Raw genomic sequence first — 22422 nt, 5'->3', positions numbered from 1 at the left:
CGGCGAAGGACGCACATTCCCTGCCGGCGGCGTGATGCCGCATCCCGGCAGGTAGCGGCGTATCACCAGCTCCTGCTGATCGTCAGGCGGAAATTGCGGCCGAACAGGGGCCGCCCGTAGATCGCCTCCGCCGTGCCTTGTCCGTCCAGGATGTCGGTGCGGGTGTTGCCTTCGGTCAGTCCCTTCTCGTTGGTCAGGTTGTCGCCGACCAGTTGCACGCCCCAGGCGCCGCGTTTCCACGACACTCCCATGCCCAGGGTCTGGTAGGCCGGCAATGCGGTCTGGTTGAACAGATCGACATAGGACTTGCCCACGAAGTCGTAGCGCAGCCACGTTTCAAACTGGTCCTGGCCACGGGCGTAGCTGAAGCTTGGGCGCAGGTTGCCGTACAGCTTGGGCTCGCGAACGATCTGCATGCCGTTCACCGCGGAGGGGTCGGCACCGGAGTCGTTCTGCAGATCCTTGTATTGCGGGTCGCTGACGGTGATTGCGCCGGACACGCTGAACCAGTCGCTAGCGTGGAACATGCCGTCCACCTCCACGCCCTTGGATACGGCGGTGCCGATGAACGGGACCGACTGGTCGTTGCGGCCGGTGCTGGGGTTGTAGGCAGTGAAGGAGGCATTGAGCGGATCGAACTTGGTGTAGAACGCCGTCAGGTAGAGATAGGAGCGGCCAAAGGCGGCCTTCAGTCCCAGCTCGTACTGGTCCAGCTTGGTGGTCACGATGGTGGCGTCGATGCTGCGTGCCACCGACGAGTTCGGCACCACTTCCATGTGCGAGATGCGTGCGTACGCACCCACGGTGGAGCTGAGGTCGTAGTTGGCCCCGAGTGTCCAGTTGGTCGCGTGCGGGTCCAGCGTGTGATGCTGGACGGTGCCGGTGAAGCTCCGGGTTGCGTCGTCGGCCAGGGTACTCGCATCCCCCATGTTGGCCTGCGTGGTCTGCTCGGCGTAGCCCTCGTAGCGGTAGCGCTCGTGGCGGATGCCGGCATCGAGTTTCAGCCGTTCGGTCACCGACCAGGTGTCGTTGGCGTAGACCGCGAACATGCGGGCATCGACTTCGCCGCGGTTGAGTGTGGTGGCGCTGCGCAGGATGCCGTTGTCGGTGACGTACCCCAGCGGGTTGCCATTGGCGTCATAGGCCACCAGGTCCAGCAGCTGGGGCTGGTCGTGGACCTGCAGCAGCATGTCCTGGTACACGTTGAACGAGGTGCTGCCATAGAACGAGGTATAGACGCCGACATTGACGTCGTGCGTTCCCAGGGCGGTTTCGAACAGGCGGGCCGCACCCAGGTCGGCCTGGCCGGAATAGAAATCCGAATCCGCCGCGCGGTACTGGCCGGACATCACCAGCCCGGATTCGGTGGAAGGATCGTACGGCACACTGCCATTGCTGCCGGCGATGGCGTAGCCGATGCGCGCCACCTCTGCGCCGAATGCGTTGCGGGCCGCCGAGAGGTAGCCGTTGGCGAAGGTGGTGGCGTCGCTGGGGTTGGTGGTCGAGTACAGGGCGTCGAACGTATTGCTGCCCTTGGTGTAGCCGGACTTGAGTGAGACGACCCAGTCGCCGGCGCTGTTCTCGTACTGGAAGCCAATGTTGCCGAAACGCATGTGGCGGCCATCGGCAAGATCACGGTTCATGCTCTGCACGGCGCCGGCACTGTCCAGGTACTTCAGGTCCACGCTGCGCAGCGACGGGGTATTGAGGGTGCCGGTGAAGTAGTCGATGTAGGGATCGAGCGAGACATTGGAATCGCGGGGGTCGGCCACCGGAATGGGCAGGTAGAACGTGTTGTGGTCATCGACGTAGGTGGCGCTGACCTTGAACCACTGGGTGTCGTCGATGAAGTGTTTGATGTTCGCGCGGATCTGGCCGCCCTTGTCATTCGGGAAGCCGTTGTCGCGGTAGCCATCATGCTCGCGCACGAATCCGCCGATCGCGTAGAAGGTGTCCTTGTCCAAGGCACCGGACTGGTAGAGCTCGCTGCGGTACAGCCCGGTGTCGCCCACGGTGATCTGGGCCTTGCCGTGGGTCTGCTCGCTTCCTTCGGCCAGGATGTTGTTGACGATGGCGGCGCTGCCGCTGGCGTAGATCGGTGCCGGGCCCCCGCGCACCACTTCCACGCGTTGATTCATCACGTCGAGGCGGTTCATGCCGTCGCCGGAATTGAAGAAGTTGCCTTCCAGCTCGTGGTAGAGCGGGAGGCCATCCTGCTGGAACGTGATGTAGCCGCGGTCGGTGGGGATGCCGCGCAGGCGGGTGATGTTCATCACCTCGCCGCCGGTGGCCTCCACATGGATGCCGGGCACGCCGCCGAGCAGCTCGGCGTAGTTCTTCGGTGCGAGCTTCTGGATGTCCTCGCGACTGAGTGCGTTCACGGCATAGGAGGCGTCGAAGCGTCGCTGGGTACGCGCGGCACCGGTGACGACCACGGCATCCAGCGTGGCGGCCGTGCTTTCGGGTTGACCGGTTCCGGTGTCCTGGGCAGCAGGAGAGGATTGGGCCAGGACGGTACCGTGCAGGGTGATCAATGCCAGGCTGATCGCTGACATCAGGAGGGAAGGTTTCATCGAGGGAACGGCCTTGTGGGGCGGTGAGGAAGACCGCAGCACGGTAGGTTTGATCGATGACGGATTTGTTTGCTTCTTCGGAAATAAATACTCAGGTCGCATCGTCGGCGCTGAGCCGGTGGATCGGGAGCAACGCGGCGCCGATCGACACCGCCGAACCGGCCAGGCGCGAGACATGCAGGCGTGGCTGCGGCAGGTCCAGCGTGCTGCTCCAATGGCTGCGCTGTGCCAGTTGTGCGCCCACGGCGTCGAGTACACGCAGCGGCAGTGGGCCCGAAAGGATGACCGCACCCGGATCGAGCCACGCCGTGCCGGCTTTGGCGGCAACACCGAGTTGCTGGCCGGCGCGCGCGGCCCACACATCGACGATGTCGATGTGCTCGTCCAGGTGCCGCTCGAGCTCGAACAACGTGCGGATGTCCGCTCCGGCTGCACGCAGCGTGGCGAGCAGATCCAATCCGGAAGGGCGGGGAGCGTCCAGCGGGAACAATCTGCCGATATCGCCGGCATTGTTGAACTCCCCGCGCAACACGCTGCGCCGATGGATCACTCCGCCCCCAACGCCGTGTCCAATGAACAGCAACAGCGCCGATGCGCAGTCGCGGATCAGGCCGCTGTCGTGGTACTCGGCCAGCGCCGCCAGCGTGGCGTCATTCTCGACCCAGACCGGGAAGCTGAAGCGATCATTGAAGAAGTGGTGGTTGTCGATCGCCCGCCATCCGTGCAGCCAGTTCACGACGTGCCGCTGCGCGGGGCTGGAGGCTACCACTGGGCCAGGAACGGCCACGCCCAGGCCGAGGAAGCGCGAGTGGAGCAGCGCGGGCCGATGGGTCAGCGCATGCAGGCGCTGGTCCAGCACCCGGACGAAGTCTTCCGGGTCGGGGCTGTCGAAGGCGGTCGTGTCGCGGGCGAGGACATGGCCGGCAAAGTCCACCAGCGCGATCTCCAGCCAACCGGGATGAACGGTTGCACCGGCGGCGTAACCCGCGCCGCCGGCCAGTGCCAATGGCACCAAAGGCCGGCCGCGTTGTCCGTCGGCCGTGGGCGCACGCTCTTCGACCACGCCCAGCATCAGCAGCTCCCGGGTCAGACGGGTCAATGCACCGTTGTGCATGTCCAGCTGATGGGCGATGGCGATACGCGGTGCGCTCCCCATCGTTCGCAGCAGCCCCACGATGCGCTTGTGGTCCGTATCCAGCCGGATCGATGGACGGTGGCGGGGAAGGGGGGCCGGATGAAGGCTCAAGGAGGCATTCCGATAGGTGCGCGCTGCCGGTACGGCAGCGTGAGCAGGACGGTGGAGAGGATGCTGCCGACGATCAGCATCACGACGACCAGGGCAACGGTGGCGGGGGCGTGGACCTGTACGCCTGGAAACAGCGCCGTCGCCAGCAATGACGAGAGTCCGAGGGCGAGCTTCATGGTGCCGGTGAGCAGCGCGAAACAGGACAGGTCCACCTGGTGGCCGCTCCGGCATGCATGGAGTCGTGCGATCCGTGCGGTGCGGCGCCATTTGATCACCCCCGTGCCGGCGCGGCTGAAACCGTGGAGGGTGGCGCACAGGATCGCGGGCAGGGCCGAGGCAATCTCCAGAAGGGCGACCGCGCCGACGATTCCGGACCCGGACAACAGCAGGATCACGCGTGCTTCGCTTCCCAGCCGACGCTGCAACCAGGCGACGCCCGGCCGTGCCGCAAGCATGCCGATGACCAGCGCGAGGGTGAGCGCAGCGCCGTGGCTGGCAAAGGGGAACAGGCGCGCGAGCACTCCCACGAGCACGATCTCGACGGCGGTGGCCATCAGCACCGGCAACAACGGCAGCAATGGCGCGCGACGGACGCCGCTGCGTTCGGCCCGCGTAGCCAGCACGGGAGGGGGCCTGCCGACGTTGCAGGCCAATGGCATGCAGGTCAGGACGATCAGCAGTGCGATCACCATGCAGATCCACAGTTCTGCTGCGTGTCGCATCCCGGAGCGCTCTCCGATAACGGCGAACATGGCCGCGGCGACGCACAGTTTCGCGCAGGGGATGGCCGTTGCATGGAGGGCGACGTAACGTTCGGCGTCGACGTCGTCTTCCGGCAGCAGCGAGGTGAGCGCGTTCTGGGCGACATCGTAGAGTGCGTAGAACGTGCGGAAGGCCAGCGAGCAGCCCAGAAGCTGCCAGTAGGTCTGCTCCTGTGTTGCCGGCGGGAACGGGAGGAACAGCAGGCAGGCGCAGGCGGCGGTGCCCAGCCCGCCGATCATCTGCAGCCGCAGTGCCAGGCGGTGCTGGTCGCGAACCCTGGCGAATGCCGCGGCCATCAGCAGATCGAGCACGCTGCTGTAGGTGAACGAAGCTGCCAGCAGTTGGCCGATGCGCGGTGCCGGCATTGCCAGCCGGGTGTGCAGGTAGTACGCCAGCGTCAGGTCGACGAACGACCAGGCAAGGGTCCGGACGAAGTGGCCGGCGGCATAGAGATGCCGTGATGGGAGCGGAATGTTCAACGCGGTGGATCGAGTGGGGTGGCTGCGGCGGCAACCTTGTACCCGCACGGCGTGACAGATGACTGACGCAGGTTTGCGGCCGATGTCGAGCGGATGCACGGTTCCTGCGCGACGCCGGTCGTGTCTCACGCCAGGCGTTGCTGGGCATGGGTTTGCCGGTCGCGGGCCGAGCCGTGGGGTTGGCGGCGGGGCGCGGGCGGGCGGCTTCTGTCCGTATGAATTGTGGGTACAGAAGCGCAGGCGATGCGCGGTGCGGGCCAGCGTATTGCTGGCCGGAATCGATGATCGGTTGGCTGTCGCAACGCCACAGCCGCGTGCGGAGGACGGTTCAGCCTGTCCGTTCAGCCCGCCGGTTCATCGGGCAGTGCCGACAGCACTGCCCGTCGGTCAGCCGCGCTGCAACGCGGCGCGGCCGGGTGCGGCCGGCAGCCTTTCATTGCCGAGCACGACGCGGTTGCGGCCCTGCTTCTTGGCCTGGTACATGGCGGCATCGGCACGCGCCATCACCCGCTCGTAGTCCGGGTGGCCGTCATACAGCGCCACGCCGATGCTGGTGGTGATGTCCAGGCGATGATCGTCACCCAGCGGTACCGGGGAGTCGGAAATGCGCCGGCACAGGCCTTCGGCAATCACCAGCGCCTGCTGTTCTTCGACCGCCACCAGCACCACGACGAACTCCTCGCCACCGTAACGGAACACGTAGTCACTGCCACGGGTGAACTGGTTGAGGATGCCGGCCACATGCTGCAGCGCGCGATCGCCGGCCTCGTGGCCGTACTCGTCATTGATGGCCTTGAAGTGATCCAGGTCCAGCAGCAGCACCGCGAAACTACCCTTGGATTTCTCGGCCAGTTCGATCTCACGGCGCAGGACCGTGGGCAGGAAGCGGCGGTTGAGCAGATTGGTCAGGGCATCGGAACCGGCATCCAGTTCGCCGATGCGCTCGAACAGCATGCCCAGCAGATTGCGGATCTGGCTCACCTTCATCCGCACATCCTGCAGTTGTGCGGCGCGTTGCTGGGGCGTGCTGCCGCGTTGCAGGGTGTGCTGAAGCAGCTGGTCGATCTCGCTGATCAGGTTGTTGATCTGCCGCGTTTCGGTGCTTTCGCCGAAGCTGGGAATGCCTTTGTGGGTGAACCACAGTCCGAATTCGGATTGGGCCAGCGATTGCGCACCCACCACTTCGTCCTGGCTGGCCAGGGCGTAAAGCAGGGTGTTTTCCCAGTCCAGCAGCAATGCGCGCTGGCGTTCGCGCTCGGTGCTCACGTTCTGTACCAGCGAGAACAGGCGGTAGGCCGCATCGGTGCGCGAAGAGCGCTCGCGCGCGTTGGAATAGGCCAGCGTCATGCCCTCCAGGGCGATGTCGAACGACGCGGTCAGGCTGGTCATTGCCGCATGCGCTGCCTCGCCATGCCCGGCGTGCTCGGCGATAAGTGCGAACATGCGCTGTTTCAGAACACGGGTGCCGCGCGTGACCAGATCCACCGGGATGCCGATCCGCGCATGCACGTCACCGACCACCCGCTGGTTGGCGATCAACTGTTCCACGTTGTCAGGGTTGGCGTTGAGCAGGTCGGATACCCAGCGTTGCATCGCCGGCTGCAGGCGCACGCGCACCTGGTCATGCGACAGCGAGCGGGATGCTCGCGTGTCGTTCAGCATGACTTTGTAGAAATGTGCGGCCAGTTCGGCGGCGTGGTGCTGGGCGATATCGGCCAGTACGGCGCAGGCCGGGGCACCGGCACTGGCGAGGCTGTGCCGCCAGTCGGCGACAAGGGCCGCGCTTTCGGCATCGGTAACAAGAGGAGCGGTATTCATGCGTAGGATAGGCAGGTTGCCGAAGGGCAACTGACAGTTATCGGCAGTGGCCGGGTTTGATTGAGGGTTCAAGTGCGAAATGAAGTGTTGAAGATTACCTGTGCGGGCGTGAGGCGATGATCAGCGCCGGCCCATTTCCGTTGATGGCGTTGGTGGCATTGCTGGCGTTGGGGGTTGCCTGGGGATTTGCCCGGCTGTTGGCACCGGCGGCCGAAGAACGCCGCAGCCGCGCCGGTGCCGTGGTGCTGGATGCCTTCCTGCTCGGCCTGCTGGGCGCACGGCTGGCCCACGTGGCCTGGCATGCAGGCGACTACCTGGCCCAGCCGTTGTCGATCATCCGCCTGGGCGATGGCGGTTACTCCGTCAGCGCCGGGCTGCTGGTCGCCGCGGCGTATGCACTGTGGAAGACACGGCGTTGGGCACCGCGCAAGCCAGTGCTGCTTGGGCTGGCGGCGGGTGCGGCGTTCTGGGCCATCGGCGGGATGACATTGTTCGCAATGCAGCGCTCGGCCATTCCGCTTCCCGATGCCGTGCTGGCCGACCTGCAGGGACAGCCCGCACCGTTGTCGGCGTTCGCCGGCAAGCCGGTGGTGGTGAATCTGTGGGCTACCTGGTGCGGACCATGCCGGCGCGAGATGCCGGTGCTGGCCGCCGCGCAGAAGCAGCACGCACAGGTGCAGTTCGTGTTCGCCAACCAGGGCGAAACAAGCGAGGAAGTGGCGGCCTATCTGGCTTCCGAGCAGTTGCGGATGGACAACGTGCTGCTCGACGAGGAGTCCAAGGTCATGCAGCAGACCGGCGCACGCGCGCTGCCCACCACCTTGTTCTTTGGCGCCGATGGCCGCCTGCACAGCCTGCACATGGGCGAGTTGTCGCGCGCGACGCTGGAAACACGCCTGCGCCAGTTGCAGTGAATTTCGATTTTCTGAAGAGGTAAATGATGATCCGTTCCCGTTCGATGTTGTTCCTGCTGGCCACTGCGGCCCTGGTGCCGACGGCCTGCGCCCGTGATGGTGAACCCGCCAAGCCAGCCGCTGCACCTGCTGCGAAGCCGGTTGCCGCCAACGAGCCGGCCGTGGTCAAGACGCTGCGCTCGCAGGGCGTGGAGTTCATGGGCACGTTTGAAACCCCGGTCGGCCTGACCGGTTATGCCGGCGTTGCCGGCCAGCGGCCATTGGGTGTGTATGTGTCCAAGGACGGTCAGTACGCGGTGGTTGGTACGCTGGTCAACGCGCAGGGCGAAGACGTGAGCGCGGCCAAACTCAAGGAACTGGTATCGGCCCCGTTGGGTGCGCAGGCCTGGAGCAAGGTGGAAGCCAGTCACTGGGTGGCTGACGGCAAGGCGGATGCGCCGCGCGTCATCTACGCCTTCAGTGATCCGAACTGCCCCTACTGCAACCATTTCTGGGAAGCGGCGCGGCCGTGGGTGGAATCGGGCAAGGTGCAGATCCGCGAAATCCTGGTGGGCGTGATCCGCGAGGACAGCGCCAACAAGGCCGCCGCCATCCTCGGCGCGGCTTCGCCGGAACAGGCGCTGCTGGAGAACGAGCGTAATTTCGCCAAGGGCGGCATCAAGCCGCTGCCGACGGTGCCGGCCGATGTGCAGGCCAAGCTGCGCGCCAACGAATTGCTGATGCTGGAGCTGGGCTTCCAGGGCACGCCGGGCATCCTGTTCAAGGATGTCGATGGCAGCGTGCAGATGCGTTCGGGCATGCCGCAGGGCGAAGATCTGGCGAAGGTGCTGGGGCCGCGCTGAGCCGCAGCAACGTGCGCCGGCCGTGCATGAACTGCCGGTCGGCGCCGGCGTCGGATGTAATAGTCTCCGTCACGCAGGGCTGACTAAGCTGGCCGCCACTTCCGGAGCCAGTCCATGAGCCACGACCACAATCACCTTCCCAGCGAAATCCGCCACGAGAAACCCTTGTGGTGGGCACTGGGGCTGACCACGTCCTATCTGATCGTGGAGGTGATCGGCGCCTTCTGGACCAACAGCCTGGCGCTGCTGTCCGACGCGGCGCACATGGCCACCGACGCACTCGGTCTGATGATCGCGCTGACTGCCGTGCGCCTGAGCCGACGTCCGCCCGATGCCAGGCGCACCTACGGTTACGCGCGCCTGGAAGCGCTGGGCGCGGTGACCAACGGCCTGCTGCTGTTCGGCGTGGGCATCTACATCCTGTGGGAGGCCGCCGAGCGTTTCCGTCAGCCGCAGGACATCGCGTCCACCGGCATGATGTGGGTGGCCGCGTTCGGCCTGGTGGTCAACCTGATCGCCATGCGCCTGCTCAGCGCCGGCAGTGGCGAGAGCCTGAACGTCAAGGGCGCCTACCTTGAAGTGTGGAGCGACATGCTCGGCTCGGTGGCGGTGATTGCCGGCGGCCTGATCATCCATTTCACCGGCTGGACGTTGGTCGATCCGATCCTGGCGGTGTTGATCGGCCTGTGGGTGCTGCCGCGCACGTGGGTGTTGCTGCGCGACGCGATCAACGTATTGCTCGAAGGCGTGCCGAAGGGCGTGGTGCTGGGTGATGTGGAGCAAGCGTTGCGCGGCCATGCCGGTGTTGCAGGTATCCACGATCTGCATGTCTGGGCATTGGCCTCCAGCACCCCGGCGCTGACCGCGCATGTGGTGATGAACGAGGGGCAGGAGCCGGACGTGCTGCGTCGAAAGCTGGCTGATGTGCTGCATGAGCGTTTCGGAATCGATCACGTCACATTGCAGGTGGAAGTGGATCACTGCGGTGACGACTGCGCGGATATGAAGCCGCAGGCTGCTGACGATCACGATCACGATCACGATGGGCATTCGCACGGTTCAGACCGGCAGGGGCATCACGGGCACGTGCATCGCTGAAGTTCGCCCTCACCCCACCCCACCCCCGCACCGGGCCCCGGCCCTTGCTTCAGCGCAAAGGCGTTCAACGGGCTGCGAACCGGAGCTTCGCTGGCAAGTCCGTATCGCCCCGCGAGCGGGAGAGGGGCTTGATATCCAGCAATTTGAAGCAACTCGTAACTGCAGCTTCAGCCCCTCTCCCGCCTGCGGAAGAGGGGCTCTGTATCTCGCAATCTGAAGTGCCTCTTGCAACTGCAGCCTTGGCTCCTCGCGCGCGAGTGGGGGGCTCGATTTCTCGCGGCGTGAAACACAGCCCGCAAATGCAGCTTCAGCCCCTCTCCCGTCTGCGGGAGAGGGGTTGGGGTGAGGGGAGAGCGCAAAGCGCCCAGCCGCTTTCCAAATGAAAAACGGAGCCACAAGGCTCCGTTTTTCATTCCATCAATCAATCAACAACGCACTCAGATCACCGGCTCACGCAACACCGCCATGTCCCAACCCTGGCGCGGTGCAAAGCGGTCGCCATAACGCGCCTGCAGGGTCTTGAGCTTCTCAACCAGCCCATCAGCCCCGGCCGAGCGGATGTACTGGATCGGGCCGCCACGGAACGGCGCAAAACCGGTGCCGAAGATCACCCCGGCATCAAGCAGATCGGCATCGGCGACCACGCCATCGTGCAGGCAGGCCACGGCCTCGTTGAGCAGCGGCAGGATCAGACGGTCTTCCAGGTCCGACGGTGCCTGGTAGTCCTTGGCCACTTCCGGCTTCACCGCACGGCCGTTCTCCCACTTGTAGATGCCCTGGCCGTCCTTCTTGCCACGCTTGTTCTGTTCAACCGTAGCCAGCGCTGCGGGAACCTGCAGGCCCAGGAACGGTGCCAGCTCCTTGCCCACGCCGGCGGCGACATCCAGCCCCACCGTATCGAGCAGCTCGATCGGGCCCATCGGCATGCCGAACTTCACCGCGGCCTTGTCGATCACCGGGCCGGGGATGCCTTCGGCATACGCGGTGGCAGCTTCCAGCATGTACGGGAACAGCACGCGGTTGACCAGGAAGCCCGGCGTACCGGCCACCGGCACCGGGAACTTGCCCAGCGCCTTGCAGAACGCGGCCAGGCGCTTTTCGGTTTCCGGGGCCATGCCGTCGTGGTGGATGATTTCCACCAGCGGCATCTGCGCCACCGGGTTGAAGTAGTGCAGGCCGGCAAACTGCGCCGGGCGCTGGATGTGGTCGCGCAACTCGACCAGCGGGATCGAGGAGGTGTTGGTGGTCAGCAGCGCATCGGCCTTCATCTTCGGCTCCAGCGACTGGTACAGCGCACGCTTGGCTTCCGGATTCTCGATGATGGCCTCGATCACCAGGTCGGCCTGCGCCACGCCGTCACCGGCCAGGTCGGCCTTCAGTCGTGCGACTACATCCGGGCGCTTGGCCGGGTCCTTCACCTTTTTCTCGAACAGCGCCTGGGCGCGGGTCATGGCCGGGTCGATGAAGCGCTGCTCGCGGTCCTGCAGGGTCACTGTGAAGCCCTTGTAGGCGGCCCATGCGGCGATATCACCGCCCATCACGCCGGCGCCGACCACATGCACATGCTTGATGCCGGAGTCCTTGCCGCCCAGGCCCTTGAGCCGCTCGGTCAGGAAGAAGATGCGGATGAGATTGCGTGCGGTCGGGCTGCCGGCCAGCTTGACCACGGCCCGGCGCTCGGCATCCAGGCGTTTCTGGATGTTGCTGCCACCGGTACGTTCCCAGGTGCTGATCAGTGCATATGGTGCCGGGTACTGGTCCTTCTTGGCCTTGCGCGCGACCTGCTTGGCCATCTGCGGGGCCAGGATCTTGCGAGCCAGCCAGCTGTTGGTCGCCCAGGCGGTGGCGCGCTGCTTGAACGGCCGGGTCGTACCGCTCTGCGCCAGTGATACCGCCGCATCCACCAGCACCGCCGGTGCGGCAACCTTGTCCACCAGGCCGATACCGCGCGCAGCCGAGGCTGACAGGGTGCGGCCGGTCAGCATCATGTCCATCGCCGCCGGGGCGCCCACCAGCTGCGGCAGGCGCGCGCTGCCACCCCAGCCCGGGAAGATGCCCAACTGGGTTTCCGGCAGGCCGATGCGGGTGGAAGCATCGTTGGAGGCCACACGGTAGCGGCAGGCCAGCGCCAGTTCGGTGCCGCCGCCCAGGCAATGGCCGTGGATGGCGGCCACGGTCGGGCAGGGCAGCTCGGACAGCTTCTGGTAGACGGTCTGGCCGCGCCGGATGGCGTCATTGACCGTGCCGCGCCGGTCGAACTCCTGGAACTCCTTCAGGTCGGCGCCTGCGATGAAGCCGGCCGGCTTGGTCGAGCGCACCACCACGCCCTTGGGCGGGTCGATGGCCAGGCGTTCGACGATGTCGCCCAGTTCCAGCAGCACGTCCTGCGACATCGCATTGACGGGGCTGTCCTGGCGGTCGAGGCTGAGCACTGCGATGCCGTCTTCACGCAGTTCGGTGTGCCAATGATTGAAGCGGAGCCCGTCGAAGCCTGAAAGCATGGGACGTTCCATCCGGTTGTGTATGGAGAAGATCGCTATGATCCAGAGGTTGTTTCCCCGGCGTCAAATCCCAATGCTTGGGTATGTGATGCATTCGCGCCGGCCGCTGCTTCCCGACAGCCTAGCCGAACGGGAGTTAAAAGCCGGTGCGGCCCCCTCCGGCGAGGGGGCTGAACTTTTTCCGCGAGCAGCGGTCTCATTGCCCGACGTCGGTTGGGCTGACAGGAGTGCGGCCCGTTATGGCCGAGGTTGAAACACCGCAGGAGCTGGATCTGGAACTGGTCCGGCGCGTGCAGCGCGGCGAGAGTGCGGCGTTCGATGTCCTGGTGCGCAAGTACCAGCACCGGATCGTCGCGCTGATCGGGCGCTACATCGCCGACTGGAGTGAATGTCAGGACGTGGCCCAGGACACTTTCATCCGCGCTTACCGCGCGATTGGGAACTTCCGTGGCGACGCCCAGTTCTATACCTGGTTGCATCGGATCGCAGTGAATACCGCAAAGAACTACCTGGCCGCACACAACCGGCGCCCGCCGACCGACGATGTCGACATCGGTGATGCCGAGCAGTTCGACAGCGGCACCCGTCTGCGCGACACCGACACGCCCGAGCGCGAGTTGATGCGCCAGGAACTGGAACAGACCGTGATGAAGGCGGTCGATGCGTTGCCTGAAGAGCTGCGCTCGGCCATCACGTTGCGAGAGGTGGAAGGCATGAGTTACGAGGAAATAGCACAGAAGATGGGTTGCCCGATCGGCACGGTGCGTTCGCGGATATTCCGTGCACGCGAGGCCATCGACGCGCAGCTGCGGCCCTTGCTGGATACCGCCAGTGCAACCCGTGAACGGAGCCGCATATGAATACCAACGGCCGTACCCTGGAAATGACCAATAGCCCCGACAAATTTGAACTTCATTACCGCCAGCAGCTGTCAGCGCTGGTGGATGGTGAGTTGGCCGCTGACGAAGCGCGTTTCATGCTGCGTCGGCTTGAGCGTGACGCCGAGCTGTCCGCCTGCCAGGAGCGTTGGCAACTGCTCGGTGATGCCCTGCGTGGTCGTGCCTGTGCGCCAGCGCCGCTGGATTTCAGCCTCAAGGTGTCCCAGGCCATCGCCGCCGATGTGGCCCAGCACGGTCCGGTACTGAACGAAACGCCCCAGCGCGCCGCGCGCCGGGGCTGGAAACGCTGGGGCGGCGGTGCCGCGCTGGCGGCTTCGGTTGCAGCGGTGGCGTTGTTCATGGCCCGCGAGCAGCTTCCGGAAAGCAGCCTGCCTGAAACCGTCATCGCCACCACCGCGCAGGTCAGCCCGGTATCGGCCGGAGCGACCGAAGCTGATGGTGCCGGCGCGGTCTCCGCTGCTGATGCAGCCGCCGGGCTGGTTGCCGCGGCACCGGCCGTGGCGGTGGCTGCCGCACGCCGACAGGACGCCACGCAACGCCGTGGCAGTGCCACCCGGACCCAGCAGGCCGCCCGTGGCGCCACGGTTGCCCGCGTGACCGAACCACAACGGGCATTGGCCGCCGCCGCACCGGTGCCTGCCATCCATGCCAATGCACAGGCGCAGGATCCGTTCGCTGCTGCCGCCACGTTGCAGGCACGGCCATGGCCGCGCTCAACCCTGTCCCAGGGTGGTGCGCTCAACGCCAGCTTCCCGACGCAGCAACAGGGCGGGGCGACGTTCTACCCGTTCGAGCCGCGACTGCCTGCGCAGGACGCCGAACCGGCCGAGCCGCAAGCGCAGCCGCTGCGCCGTTGATTTCCCGGGCGCCGGCCGCAACTCAGCGCTGGCGCCTTCCAGACATGCCGCTGTCGCATGCCGCCACCGGCGTGCTGGGGCACGGCGACCTACCAATATCAGATGAAACGGAGGCTCGATGCTGATGACTCACCGTACTTTGAACAGCGCGAATTCGACCCGGGTGATCCCGTCCAAGGTGCTTGGCCTGCTGGCCATGACCCTGCCGCTGGTGGCCTGCGCCCAGAGCGAGGCGCCCACCGCGCCCACCGAGCAGGTTGCCGCCGCACGCCAGGTTGCCCCGGCGCCGCAACTGGTCAGCGGGTTGCCGGACTTCACCCAGCTCGTGGACCGGGTGGGTCCTGGCGTGGTCAAGGTTGAAACCGTCATCGGCGCGCGCAGCAATCCGCGCGCGGGCAATGGCCCGAACATGGACGAGATGCCGGAGTTCTTCCGTCGCTTCTTCGGTCCGGACTTCCCGGGGCCGGGCCAGCAGGGGCCTGAAAGCGGTCCGCGCGGACGTGGCATGGGCTCGGGCTTCATCATTTCCAATGATGGTTATGTGCTCACCAACCATCACGTCATCGATGGTGCCGAGACGGTCAAGGTCAAGCTCAGTGATCGCCGCGAATTCACCGCCAAGGTGGTCGGCAGCGATGCCCAGTACGACGTGGCCTTGCTGAAGATTGAAGGCAGGAACCTGCCGACCGTGCGTGTGGGTGATTCCAGTACGCTCAAGGCCGGCCAGTGGGTGGTGGCGATCGGTTCGCCGTTCGGTCTGGAGCACTCGGTCACCGCGGGCATCGTCAGCGCACTGGGCCGCAGCACCGGCGGGCAGGAACAGCGCTATGTGCCGTTCATTCAGACCGACGTGGCGATCAACCAGGGCAACTCCGGTGGCCCGCTGCTGAATACGCGCGGCGAGGTGGTCGGCATCAACTCGCAGATCTTCTCCGCGTCCGGTGGCTACATGGGCATCAGCTTCGCCATTCCGATCGACCTGGCGATGAATGCGGTTGAGCAGATCAAGAAGACCGGCAAGGTCAGCCGTGGCCAGTTGGGCGTGATGGTCGGGCCGTTGACCGGCGATGCCGCCGAGGGCCTGAAGCTGCCGGACAGCCGGGGTGCGCTGGTCAACCAGATGGTGCCGGACAGCTCGGCGGCCAAGGCCGGTATCGAGGTGGGTGATGTGATCCGCTCGGTCAACGGCACCGAGATCAACGACGCCAGCGAACTGCCGCCGATGATCGGCGCCATGCCGCCGGGCAGCAAGGTGCGCATGGGCATCGTGCGCGACGGCAAGGCGCGTGAGATCACCGTGACCCTGACTGAACTGGCCGAAGACGCGGCACGTCCGGGCAATGCCGGCGCCGCAGCCGAGGAAGGCAAGCCGCAGGTGGGCGCCAATGCCCTGCTGGGCCTGGATGTGGCCGACCTGACCGCTGCCGAACGCCGTCAGCTGGGCCTGGAAGCGGGCGAGGGTGTCCGCATCACCGGGGTGAAGAGCCAGGCCGCGCGTGAGGCGCGGCTGGCGCCGGGCATGGTGGTGCTGCAGGTCGGGCGCAGCCCGGTGGGCAGCGTCGCGGCACTGAACCGCGAGTTGTCCGGGTACAGGAAGGGCGACGTGGTCATGTTGCTGGTCCGTGCCGGCGGCAACAGCAGCTTCGTTGCGATCCGTGCCGGCGAGTAAGCTGGCCGGGGCAGCAATGCCAACGGGAGCCGCCTTCGGGCGGCTCCTTTCGTTCAGCCGCCGGCAGGCCCCCTGTGCGGGCCCCCTGCCGGGCATGCGATAATGGCCCGTTATCCTGACGACGCCGCGCGCCGCCGCCACCTATGTCACACGATTCAATGCGGATGATCCGCAACTTTTCCATCATCGCCCACGTCGACCACGGCAAGTCCACGCTTGCCGACCGCATCATCCAGTTGTGCGGCGGTTTGACCGCGCGCGAGATGGAGGCGCAGGTGCTCGACAACAATCCGATCGAGCGCGAGCGTGGCATCACCATCAAGTCGCAGTCGGTGTCGGTGCCATACACGGCCCGCAACGGCCAGACCTACTTCCTGAACTTCATCGACACCCCGGGCCACGTCGACTTCTCCTATGAAGTCAGCCGCTCGCTGGCCGCCTGCGAAGGCGCGCTGCTGGTGGTCGACGCCGCCCAGGGTGTGGAGGCGCAGTCGGTGGCCAACTGCTACACGGCCATTGAACAGGGCCTGGAAGTGGTGCCGGTCCTCAACAAGATCGACCTGCCGACCGCCGACATCGACCGTGCCAAGGCCGAGATCGAAGCCGTGATCGGCATCGACGCTTCCGACGCGGTGGCAGTCAGCGCCAAGACCGGCCTGAACATGGAGGAGGTGCTCGAAGCCATCGTCCACCGCATTCCGCCGCCGGCCGACCGTGGCAGCAACAAGCTGCAGGCACTGATCATCGATTCCTGGTTCGACAATTACCTGGGCGTGGTCTCGCTGGTGCGCGTGATGCAGGGCGAGATCAAGGCCGGCGACAAGATCCAGGTCATGTCCACCGGCCGCTGGCATCTGGTCGACAAGGTGGGCGTGTTCACTCCCAAGCGCAAGGAAATGCCTTCCCTGCGTGCCGGTGAGGTGGGCTGGATCAACGCCAGCATCAAGGATGTCCACGGTGCGCCGGTCGGCGATACGCTGACCCTGCTGGCCGACCCGGCCGCCGAGCCGCTGCCGGGCTTCCAGGAAATGCAGCCGCGCGTGTTCGCCGGCCTGTTCCCGGTCGATGCCGAGGACTATCCGGACCTGCGCGAAGCGCTGGACAAGCTGCGCCTGAACGACGCCGCGCTGCGTTTCGAGCCGGAAAGCTCCGAGGCGATGGGCTTCGGCTTCCGCTGCGGCTTCCTCGGCATGCTGCACATGGAAATCGTGCAGGAGCGCCTGGAGCGCGAGTACAACCTCGACCTGATCAGCACCGCGCCGACGGTGATCTACGAGGTGCTCAAGAGCGACGGGACCATCGTGATGATGGACAACCCGGCCAAGCTGCCGCCGATCAATGCGATCGAGGAAATCCGCGAGCCGATCATCCGCGCCAACATCCTCACCCCCGAGGAATACATCGGCAGCATCATCAAGCTGTGCGAAGAGAAGCGCGGCAGCCAGATCGGCATCAACTACATGGGCAGCCAGGTGCAGATCAGCTACGAACTGCCGATGGCCGAAGTGGTGTTGGATTTCTTCGACAAGCTCAAGTCGGTCAGCCGTGGCTATGCCTCGCTGGAATACCACTTCGTGCGTTTCGAGGCCGGTCCGTTCGTGCGTCTGGACGTGCTGATCAATGGCGACAAGGTCGATGCGCTGTCGCTGATCGCCCACCGCAGCCACGCCGATCGTCGTGGCCGCGAGCTGTGCGAAAAGATGAAGGATCTGATCCCCCGACAGATGTTCGACGTGGCCATCCAGGCCGCGATCGGCGCGCAGATCATCGCCCGTACCACGGTCAAGGCGATGCGCAAGAACGTGTTGGCCAAGTGCTATGGTGGCGACGTTTCGCGCAAGAAGAAGCTGTTGGAAAAGCAGAAGGAAGGCAAGAAGCGCATGAAGCAGGTGGGCCGCGTGGAAATTCCGCAGGAAGCCTTCCTGGCCGTGTTGCAGATGGACAAGTAACAGTGGTGCGGTATTCGGAATGGGTGGTTGATCAAAGGCGGCATCGCCTTGCTTTGGCCTGTTCCGGCTCCCCGATCACCAATGCCATTCAAAAGGAATCCGAATGAAATGGTTTGAAATCGCCCTGGTCGTGTTGACGCTGGGTTCGGGTCTGGTGTTGCTGCTGGACAAGCTGTTCCTGGCCAAGCGACGGGCGGCCAATGCCAGCCTGCTGGACGGCGAAGAGCCGGTGATCGTCGATTACTCGCGCGCCTTCTTCCCGGTGCTGGCCATCGTGCTGGTGCTTCGCAGTTTCGTCGCAGAGCCGTACAAGATCCCGTCCAGCTCGATGATGCCGAACCTGCTGATCGGCGATTTCATCCTGGTCAACAAGTTCTCCTACGGCTTCCGCCTGCCGATCACCAACACCAAGGTCATCCCAGTGTCCGAGCCGGAGCGCGGCGACGTGGTGGTGTTCCAGTTCCCGGGCCATCCGGGCCAGGACAACGATCCGCAGATCGGCGAGAACTTCATCAAGCGCGTGGTTGGCCTGCCCGGTGACCACATCGGCTTCCAGGGCGACACGTTGTCGATCAATGGCCAGCCGGTGAACTATGAAGTCAAAGGCCAGTATGTCTTTGACGGCCAGCCGACCCGTTACACCTTGCTGACCGAAAACCTGCCTGGTCGCACCCACACCGTGCTCGAGCAGCTGGGCGTGGCGGACATGCGGGGGCAGGGTGAGTGGCAGGTTCCGCAGGGCCATTATCTGGTCATGGGTGACAACCGCGACAACAGCGACGATGGCCGTTTCTGGGGCGTGCTACCGGAGAAGAACCTGCGTGGCAAGGCCTTCCTGATCTGGCTCAACTGCAGCGGCTGGTTCTGCAAGAACAGCTTCGAGCCGTCGCGCATCGGCAACCGCATCCAGTAATCGACATGGAGCAGGCCCGGCTACTGCCAGTCCAGGGGCTTGTTTGTGCCCACGCCCGCGCGCCCAAGGGGTTGCGCGGGCGATCCCATTCAGTCTTTGCAGGCTTGCGCGTGTCGCGGGGCAGGCATTCAATGAACACCATCCATCACGCGCATCTGGGGAGATCGCAATGAAGTACAAGCAAAATGGCATGACCTTGACCTCGTTCGTGGTAGTTCTGGCGGTCGTTGGTTTCGCGCTCTACGTCGGCATGAAGCTGTTCCCGATGTACCAGGAGTACTACGCGGTCAAGGCTTCGATGAAAGCGTTGGCCAATGAGTCGAGCAGCGCCGACATGGACCCGAACAAGGCGCAGGAGCTGTTCTTCAAGCGGATGGACATGAACTACTCCGAGAGCGTCAAGCGCGACAACATCAAGTTCGATCGCATTGATGGCGGCTGGCGCATGAACGTGAGCTACGAAGTGCGCCGCCCGCTGATCGGCAACATCGACCTCGTCGGCCGTTTCGACAATTCCCAGGACCTGACTTCGCGCAGTGTTGAATAGAACGTTCCAGCGGGGTGACCTGATCGGCCACCCATTTCAGGATCAGGGTCTGCTCAAGCAGGCCCTGACCCATCGCAGTGCCGGCGCTCCGCACAACGAGCGCCTGGAGTACCTCGGCGACAGCATCGTCAACCTGCTGGTCGCCGAGGCGCTTTTCACCCGTTGGCCCAAGGCCGACGAAGGCGCGTTGACCCGCGCCCGCGCCGCACTGGTGTGCGAGAGCGCGTTGGCGGTGATCGCGCGCACCCTCAACCTGGGCGAGCGGCTGACGCTGGGGCCGGGCGAGATGAAATCCGGCGGCCACCGCCGTGACTCGATCCTGGCCGACACCGTGGAAGCGGTGGTTGCCGCCATTTACCTGGACGCCGGTTTCCTGGCTTGCCGGGAGGTGGTGCTGCCGTGGTTCGAGACTTCGCTGGCTGCCGTGCCGGTAGGCAAGCCCGAGAAGGACCCCAAGACACGCCTGCAGGAATGGCTGCAGGCCCGGCAGAAGCCCCTGCCGGTATACGAGCTGGTCCTGGAGACCGGCGACGACCACGCCAAGCACTTCCAAGTGCGTTGCAGCGTGGCTGACCCTGCCGTGAGCACCGAAGGCGAAGGCACTTCGCGACGGCTGGCCGAACAACAGGCGGCCGCGGCCGCGATCGAACAACTGGATTCCAAGTGAACGACACCTCCTCCCATCGCTGTGGCAGCGTCGCGGTCATCGGCCGCCCGAACGTCGGTAAATCGACCCTGACCAATGCGTTGGTCGGTGCCAAGATCAGCATCGTTTCCAACCGCCCGCAGACCACGCGCCATCGTCTGCTGGGCATTGCCACCTTCCCCGAAGGCCAGCTGGTGCTGGTCGATACACCCGGGTTGCACCGCCAACAGAAGCGGGCGATGAACCGGGTGATGAATCGCGCCGCGCGCGGCTCGCTGGAAGGCGTGGACGCCGGCCTGCTGGTGATCGAAGCCGGACGCTGGGACGAGGAAGACACCTTGGCCTTCAACGTGCTGCGTGATGCTGGCATCCCGGTGGTGCTGGTGGTCAACAAGGTTGACCGGCTCAAGGACAAGGGCGCGCTGCTGCCGTTCCTGCAGGAGATCACCGTTGGCCGCGAGTTTGCTGCCGTCCACCCGATTTCCGCGCTCAAGCGCAACGGCCTGGAGTCGCTGGTCCGCGACCTGATCGGTCTGGTGCCGGAAGCCCCGCCGATGTTCGGCGAAGACGAAATCACCGACCGCAGCCAGCGTTTCCTGGCCGGTGAGCTGGTCCGCGAGCAGCTGATGCGTCAGCTGGGCGAAGAACTGCCGTATGCCACCACGGTCGAGATCGAGCGTTTTGCCGAAGATGGCAACCTGCTGCGCATCGGCGCGGTGATCTGGGTCGAGCGCGAAGGCCAGAAGGCCATTGTCATCGGCAAGGGCGGCACCCGTCTGAAGGAAATCGGTGGCAAGGCGCGTCTGCAGATGGAGCGTCTATTCGGTGCCAAGGTGTTCCTGGAAACCTGGGTGCGCGTGCGTGAAGGCTGGTCCGACGACGAGGCTGCGCTCAAGGCGTTCGGCTACGGCGAATGAAGCCAAGGGTTGGGTAGAGAGGGGCTTGGCACAGCTAACAACCGTCGCGCAGTTCCTTGGCCAACCCTCCATCCCGATACCTGAATCCCGCCGCCGATGCGAATCACCGACCAGCCCGGCTTTGTTCTGCACGCGCGGGCCTGGCGTGAAACCAGCTTGTTGGTGGAAGTGCTCAGCCTGGACCACGGCCGTCTTGGGCTGGTGGCGCGGGGCGTGCAGGGGCCGAAGAAACAGGCGCTGAGAGCGGCGTTGCAGCCCTTGCAGGCCATCGCTTTCGATGCGGTGCTGGGTGGTGAACTTGCCCAGCTGCGTGCCGCCGAAAGCCGCGACGTGGCACCGCGCCTGCAGGGCCATGCGATGCTGTCCGGCTTCTACATGAACGAACTGGTGATGCGGCTGGCGCCCCGCCAGGACCCGCTGCCGGAGTTGTACGAGGCATTTGCCACCTTGCGTGCGCGGCTTGATCAGGCCGAGGAGCTGGCGTGGTCGCTGCGTCGTTTTGAACGCGATCTGCTGGATGCACTGGGCTTCGGCTTCGACTGGACACATGCGGCCGATGGCCAGCCCATCGATCCGGCCGCGCGTTACCAGCTGGACCCGCTGCAAGGACCATTGCGTCAGCTCAGCGAGCGCAGTGCCGGCGAGCGTCGCGGCCTGGCGACCGGAGCGGCGCTGTTGGCGCTGGGTGAAGACAGCCAACCTGCGGCGGCGGACCTGGCCAGCCTGCGCGTGCAGATGCGCGCGGTGTTGCTGCACCACCTGGGTGGGCGTGGCTTGAAGTCCTGGGAGATGCTGGGCGATCTGGTACGCCCGGCCGGTTGATGTTGCGTCCAGCTGTCGTAAGAGTGGCGTGCGCTACGAAACCACTGATATTGCCGTTTTGGGGGAGCCTGCAACTGCAGACATCCCCGCGATGAAAACCGTCGCCGGCTTCGCGGCCGAGGCCGCTCCTGCAGCTACGTTGCTCAGTCCATCAGGGCTTTGACTGCCGCATCGAACTGTTGCCGGGCCGAGGGGAGCTCCGGGTTGTTGTGCAGTTGGCGCACTGCACGTGCCAGTCGTAGCGCGCCGACAAAGCCGCAACTGGCCTGCAGACGATGCAACTGATTGCGCAGCGCAACCAGATCGTGCTGGTCAAGCGCCTGGGCCACCGCGTTGCGTGCAACCGGCAGCTCGGACAGGAACAGCTCGCGCAGCGCACGCAGGTGTGCCTGTTGCCCGTTCAGCGCGGTCAGCGCCACGGCTTCGTCCCAATGCGGGACCTGCGCATCGTCATCGATATCGCTGCTGACGGCCGATTTGGCCAGAGTGCGGCGGATGGCCTTGAGCAGGGTTTCGCGGGTCATTGGTTTGACCAGCGTTTCGCTGAAACCGGCCTGCTGCAGAGCCTGTTGGGTCTCGGTGCTGGCATCGGCGGTGTGGGCCAGAGCCGATACGCGTGGGTGTCGGACACGCAGGCGTTGCAGCAGGGTGGGCCCATCGCCGTCGGGCAGGTTGACGTCGATCAGCCACAGGTCGTAATGCCCTGATTCGGCGCGTTGCAGCGCACTGGCGAACGAGTCGGCCACATCCACAGTCGCCGGCAGGGATTCCAGGGCGAACTGGAAGAAACCTTGGCTGGTCATGTCGTCTTCGACCAGCAGCAGGTGGGGGATCGGTCCTTGGATCTGCGTATTCATCTGCTGCCTCCATGCCAGCGTCAACCTGCATATTAGCGAGGGGGGCGTTGGGTGCAAGCGGCAAAGCGCGTTCCTTGACGCTTCTGCGACAATACGCCCCCTTTTGCCCGCAG

Annotated in this window: 18 protein-coding genes; 12 read left to right on the top strand and 6 right to left on the bottom strand. The window is 65.2% G+C overall.

Annotation, left to right across the window (positions count from 1 at the left end; all coding sequences use genetic code 11):
* Positions 1-62: 62 nt before the first annotated feature.
* The 4 genes from LR961_RS12565 to LR961_RS12550 form a co-directional block, all read right to left on the bottom strand.
* Positions 63-2573, bottom strand: a complete 2511-nt coding sequence (locus LR961_RS12565; RefSeq protein ID WP_232149690.1) for a TonB-dependent receptor — start codon at positions 2571-2573, stop codon at positions 63-65.
* 91 nt (positions 2574-2664) lie between these two features.
* Positions 2665-3819: an ROK family protein gene (locus tag LR961_RS12560; protein ID WP_232149689.1), complete on the bottom strand. Its 1155-nt coding sequence runs from the start codon at positions 3817-3819 to the stop codon at positions 2665-2667.
* Positions 3816-5159, bottom strand: coding sequence for an MFS transporter (locus LR961_RS12555; RefSeq protein ID WP_232149687.1), 1344 nt, complete (start codon positions 5157-5159; stop codon positions 3816-3818). Before LR961_RS12555 ends, LR961_RS12560 begins: the two co-directional genes overlap by 4 nt.
* 288 nt (positions 5160-5447) lie before the next feature.
* On the bottom strand, positions 5448-6878 hold the full coding sequence (locus tag LR961_RS12550) for a GGDEF domain-containing protein (RefSeq protein ID WP_232149685.1): 1431 nt from the start codon (positions 6876-6878) through the stop codon (positions 5448-5450).
* A 116-nt stretch (positions 6879-6994) separates the two neighbouring features.
* Between LR961_RS12550 and LR961_RS12545 the strand changes: the two genes are divergently transcribed.
* The 3 genes from LR961_RS12545 (at position 6995) to LR961_RS12535 (ending at position 9732) form a co-directional block, all read left to right on the top strand.
* The gene (locus tag LR961_RS12545) at positions 6995-7792 is read left to right on the top strand and encodes a TlpA disulfide reductase family protein (RefSeq protein ID WP_232149682.1); all 798 of its coding nucleotides are present in this window, start codon (positions 6995-6997) and stop codon (positions 7790-7792) included.
* 26 nt (positions 7793-7818) lie between these two features.
* The gene (gene dsbG / locus LR961_RS12540; RefSeq protein WP_232149681.1) at positions 7819-8634 is read left to right on the top strand and encodes a thiol:disulfide interchange protein DsbG; all 816 of its coding nucleotides are present in this window, start codon (positions 7819-7821) and stop codon (positions 8632-8634) included.
* Between the two features lie 114 nt (positions 8635-8748).
* Entirely contained in the window at positions 8749-9732 is a 984-nt protein-coding gene (locus LR961_RS12535) for a cation diffusion facilitator family transporter (RefSeq protein WP_232149679.1), read from the top strand.
* A gap of 437 nt (positions 9733-10169) precedes the next feature.
* Here LR961_RS12535 and LR961_RS12530 read toward each other — a convergent pair whose 3' ends face one another.
* Positions 10170-12233 carry a 3-hydroxyacyl-CoA dehydrogenase NAD-binding domain-containing protein gene (locus LR961_RS12530; RefSeq protein ID WP_232149678.1) on the bottom strand — a complete coding sequence of 688 codons (2064 nt, stop codon included), beginning with the start codon at positions 12231-12233 and terminating at the stop codon, positions 10170-10172.
* Between the two features lie 239 nt (positions 12234-12472).
* Between LR961_RS12530 and rpoE the strand changes: the two genes are divergently transcribed.
* From rpoE to recO, 9 genes are all read left to right on the top strand, one after another.
* Positions 12473-13093, top strand: coding sequence for an RNA polymerase sigma factor RpoE (gene rpoE, locus LR961_RS12525; RefSeq protein WP_232149677.1), 621 nt, complete (start codon positions 12473-12475; stop codon positions 13091-13093).
* Positions 13090-13989, top strand: a complete 900-nt coding sequence (locus LR961_RS12520) for a sigma-E factor negative regulatory protein (RefSeq protein WP_232149676.1) — start codon at positions 13090-13092, stop codon at positions 13987-13989. The genes rpoE and LR961_RS12520 overlap by 4 nt, the downstream gene beginning before the upstream one ends.
* Before the next feature lie 124 nt (positions 13990-14113).
* Positions 14114-15658, top strand: coding sequence for a DegQ family serine endoprotease (locus LR961_RS12515; protein WP_232149675.1), 1545 nt, complete (start codon positions 14114-14116; stop codon positions 15656-15658).
* 158 nt (positions 15659-15816) lie between these two features.
* Complete coding sequence (gene lepA / locus LR961_RS12510; protein ID WP_232151141.1) at positions 15817-17607, top strand: translation elongation factor 4; 1791 nt, start codon at positions 15817-15819, stop codon at positions 17605-17607.
* Between the two features lie 103 nt (positions 17608-17710).
* Complete coding sequence (gene lepB / locus LR961_RS12505; RefSeq protein WP_232149674.1) at positions 17711-18520, top strand: signal peptidase I; 810 nt, start codon at positions 17711-17713, stop codon at positions 18518-18520.
* Positions 18521-18689: 169 nt separating this feature from the next.
* On the top strand, positions 18690-19067 hold the full coding sequence (locus tag LR961_RS12500; RefSeq protein ID WP_232149672.1) for a DUF4845 domain-containing protein: 378 nt from the start codon (positions 18690-18692) through the stop codon (positions 19065-19067).
* Positions 19057-19734 carry a ribonuclease III gene (gene rnc / locus LR961_RS12495; RefSeq protein WP_232149668.1) on the top strand — a complete coding sequence of 226 codons (678 nt, stop codon included), beginning with the start codon at positions 19057-19059 and terminating at the stop codon, positions 19732-19734. Before LR961_RS12500 ends, rnc begins: the two co-directional genes overlap by 11 nt.
* A complete protein-coding gene (era, locus tag LR961_RS12490) occupies positions 19731-20630 on the top strand; it encodes a GTPase Era (RefSeq protein WP_232149666.1) in 900 nt (299 codons plus the stop codon). The genes rnc and era overlap by 4 nt, the downstream gene beginning before the upstream one ends.
* A 96-nt stretch (positions 20631-20726) precedes the next feature.
* Positions 20727-21452: a DNA repair protein RecO gene (recO, locus tag LR961_RS12485; RefSeq protein WP_232149664.1), complete on the top strand. Its 726-nt coding sequence runs from the start codon at positions 20727-20729 to the stop codon at positions 21450-21452.
* 143 nt (positions 21453-21595) lie between these two features.
* Here recO and LR961_RS12480 read toward each other — a convergent pair whose 3' ends face one another.
* On the bottom strand, positions 21596-22309 hold the full coding sequence (locus LR961_RS12480; RefSeq protein WP_232149663.1) for a response regulator: 714 nt from the start codon (positions 22307-22309) through the stop codon (positions 21596-21598).
* Positions 22310-22422: the final 113 nt, after the last annotated feature.

The organism is Stenotrophomonas sp. SY1 (assembly GCF_021202945.1).
GTDB lineage: Bacteria > Pseudomonadota > Gammaproteobacteria > Xanthomonadales > Xanthomonadaceae > Stenotrophomonas.
Note: the sequence above shows the minus strand (reverse complement) of the source record. Positions and strands in the feature narration are given on the sequence as shown.

Excerpts from the sequence above, each read along its gene's own strand:
- LR961_RS12500 (WP_232149672.1), top strand. The coding sequence starts at position 18,690 with ATGAAGTACAAGCAAAATGGCATGACCTTGACCTCGTTCGTGGTAGTT.
- LR961_RS12565 (WP_232149690.1), bottom strand. The coding sequence starts at position 2,573 with ATGAAACCTTCCCTCCTGATGTCAGCGATCAGCCTGGCATTGATCACC.
- LR961_RS12530 (WP_232149678.1), bottom strand. The coding sequence starts at position 12,233 with ATGCTTTCAGGCTTCGACGGGCTCCGCTTCAATCATTGGCACACCGAA.
- LR961_RS12545 (WP_232149682.1), top strand. The coding sequence starts at position 6,995 with ATGATCAGCGCCGGCCCATTTCCGTTGATGGCGTTGGTGGCATTGCTG.
- LR961_RS12550 (WP_232149685.1), bottom strand. The coding sequence starts at position 6,878 with ATGAATACCGCTCCTCTTGTTACCGATGCCGAAAGCGCGGCCCTTGTC.
- LR961_RS12535 (WP_232149679.1), top strand. The coding sequence starts at position 8,749 with ATGAGCCACGACCACAATCACCTTCCCAGCGAAATCCGCCACGAGAAA.
- recO (WP_232149664.1), top strand. The coding sequence starts at position 20,727 with ATGCGAATCACCGACCAGCCCGGCTTTGTTCTGCACGCGCGGGCCTGG.
- dsbG (WP_232149681.1), top strand. The coding sequence starts at position 7,819 with ATGATCCGTTCCCGTTCGATGTTGTTCCTGCTGGCCACTGCGGCCCTG.
- lepB (WP_232149674.1), top strand. The coding sequence starts at position 17,711 with ATGAAATGGTTTGAAATCGCCCTGGTCGTGTTGACGCTGGGTTCGGGT.
- LR961_RS12520 (WP_232149676.1), top strand. The coding sequence starts at position 13,090 with ATGAATACCAACGGCCGTACCCTGGAAATGACCAATAGCCCCGACAAA.
- lepA (WP_232151141.1), top strand. The coding sequence starts at position 15,817 with ATGCGGATGATCCGCAACTTTTCCATCATCGCCCACGTCGACCACGGC.
- rpoE (WP_232149677.1), top strand. The coding sequence starts at position 12,473 with ATGGCCGAGGTTGAAACACCGCAGGAGCTGGATCTGGAACTGGTCCGG.
- LR961_RS12515 (WP_232149675.1), top strand. The coding sequence starts at position 14,114 with ATGACTCACCGTACTTTGAACAGCGCGAATTCGACCCGGGTGATCCCG.
- LR961_RS12480 (WP_232149663.1), bottom strand. The coding sequence starts at position 22,309 with ATGAATACGCAGATCCAAGGACCGATCCCCCACCTGCTGCTGGTCGAA.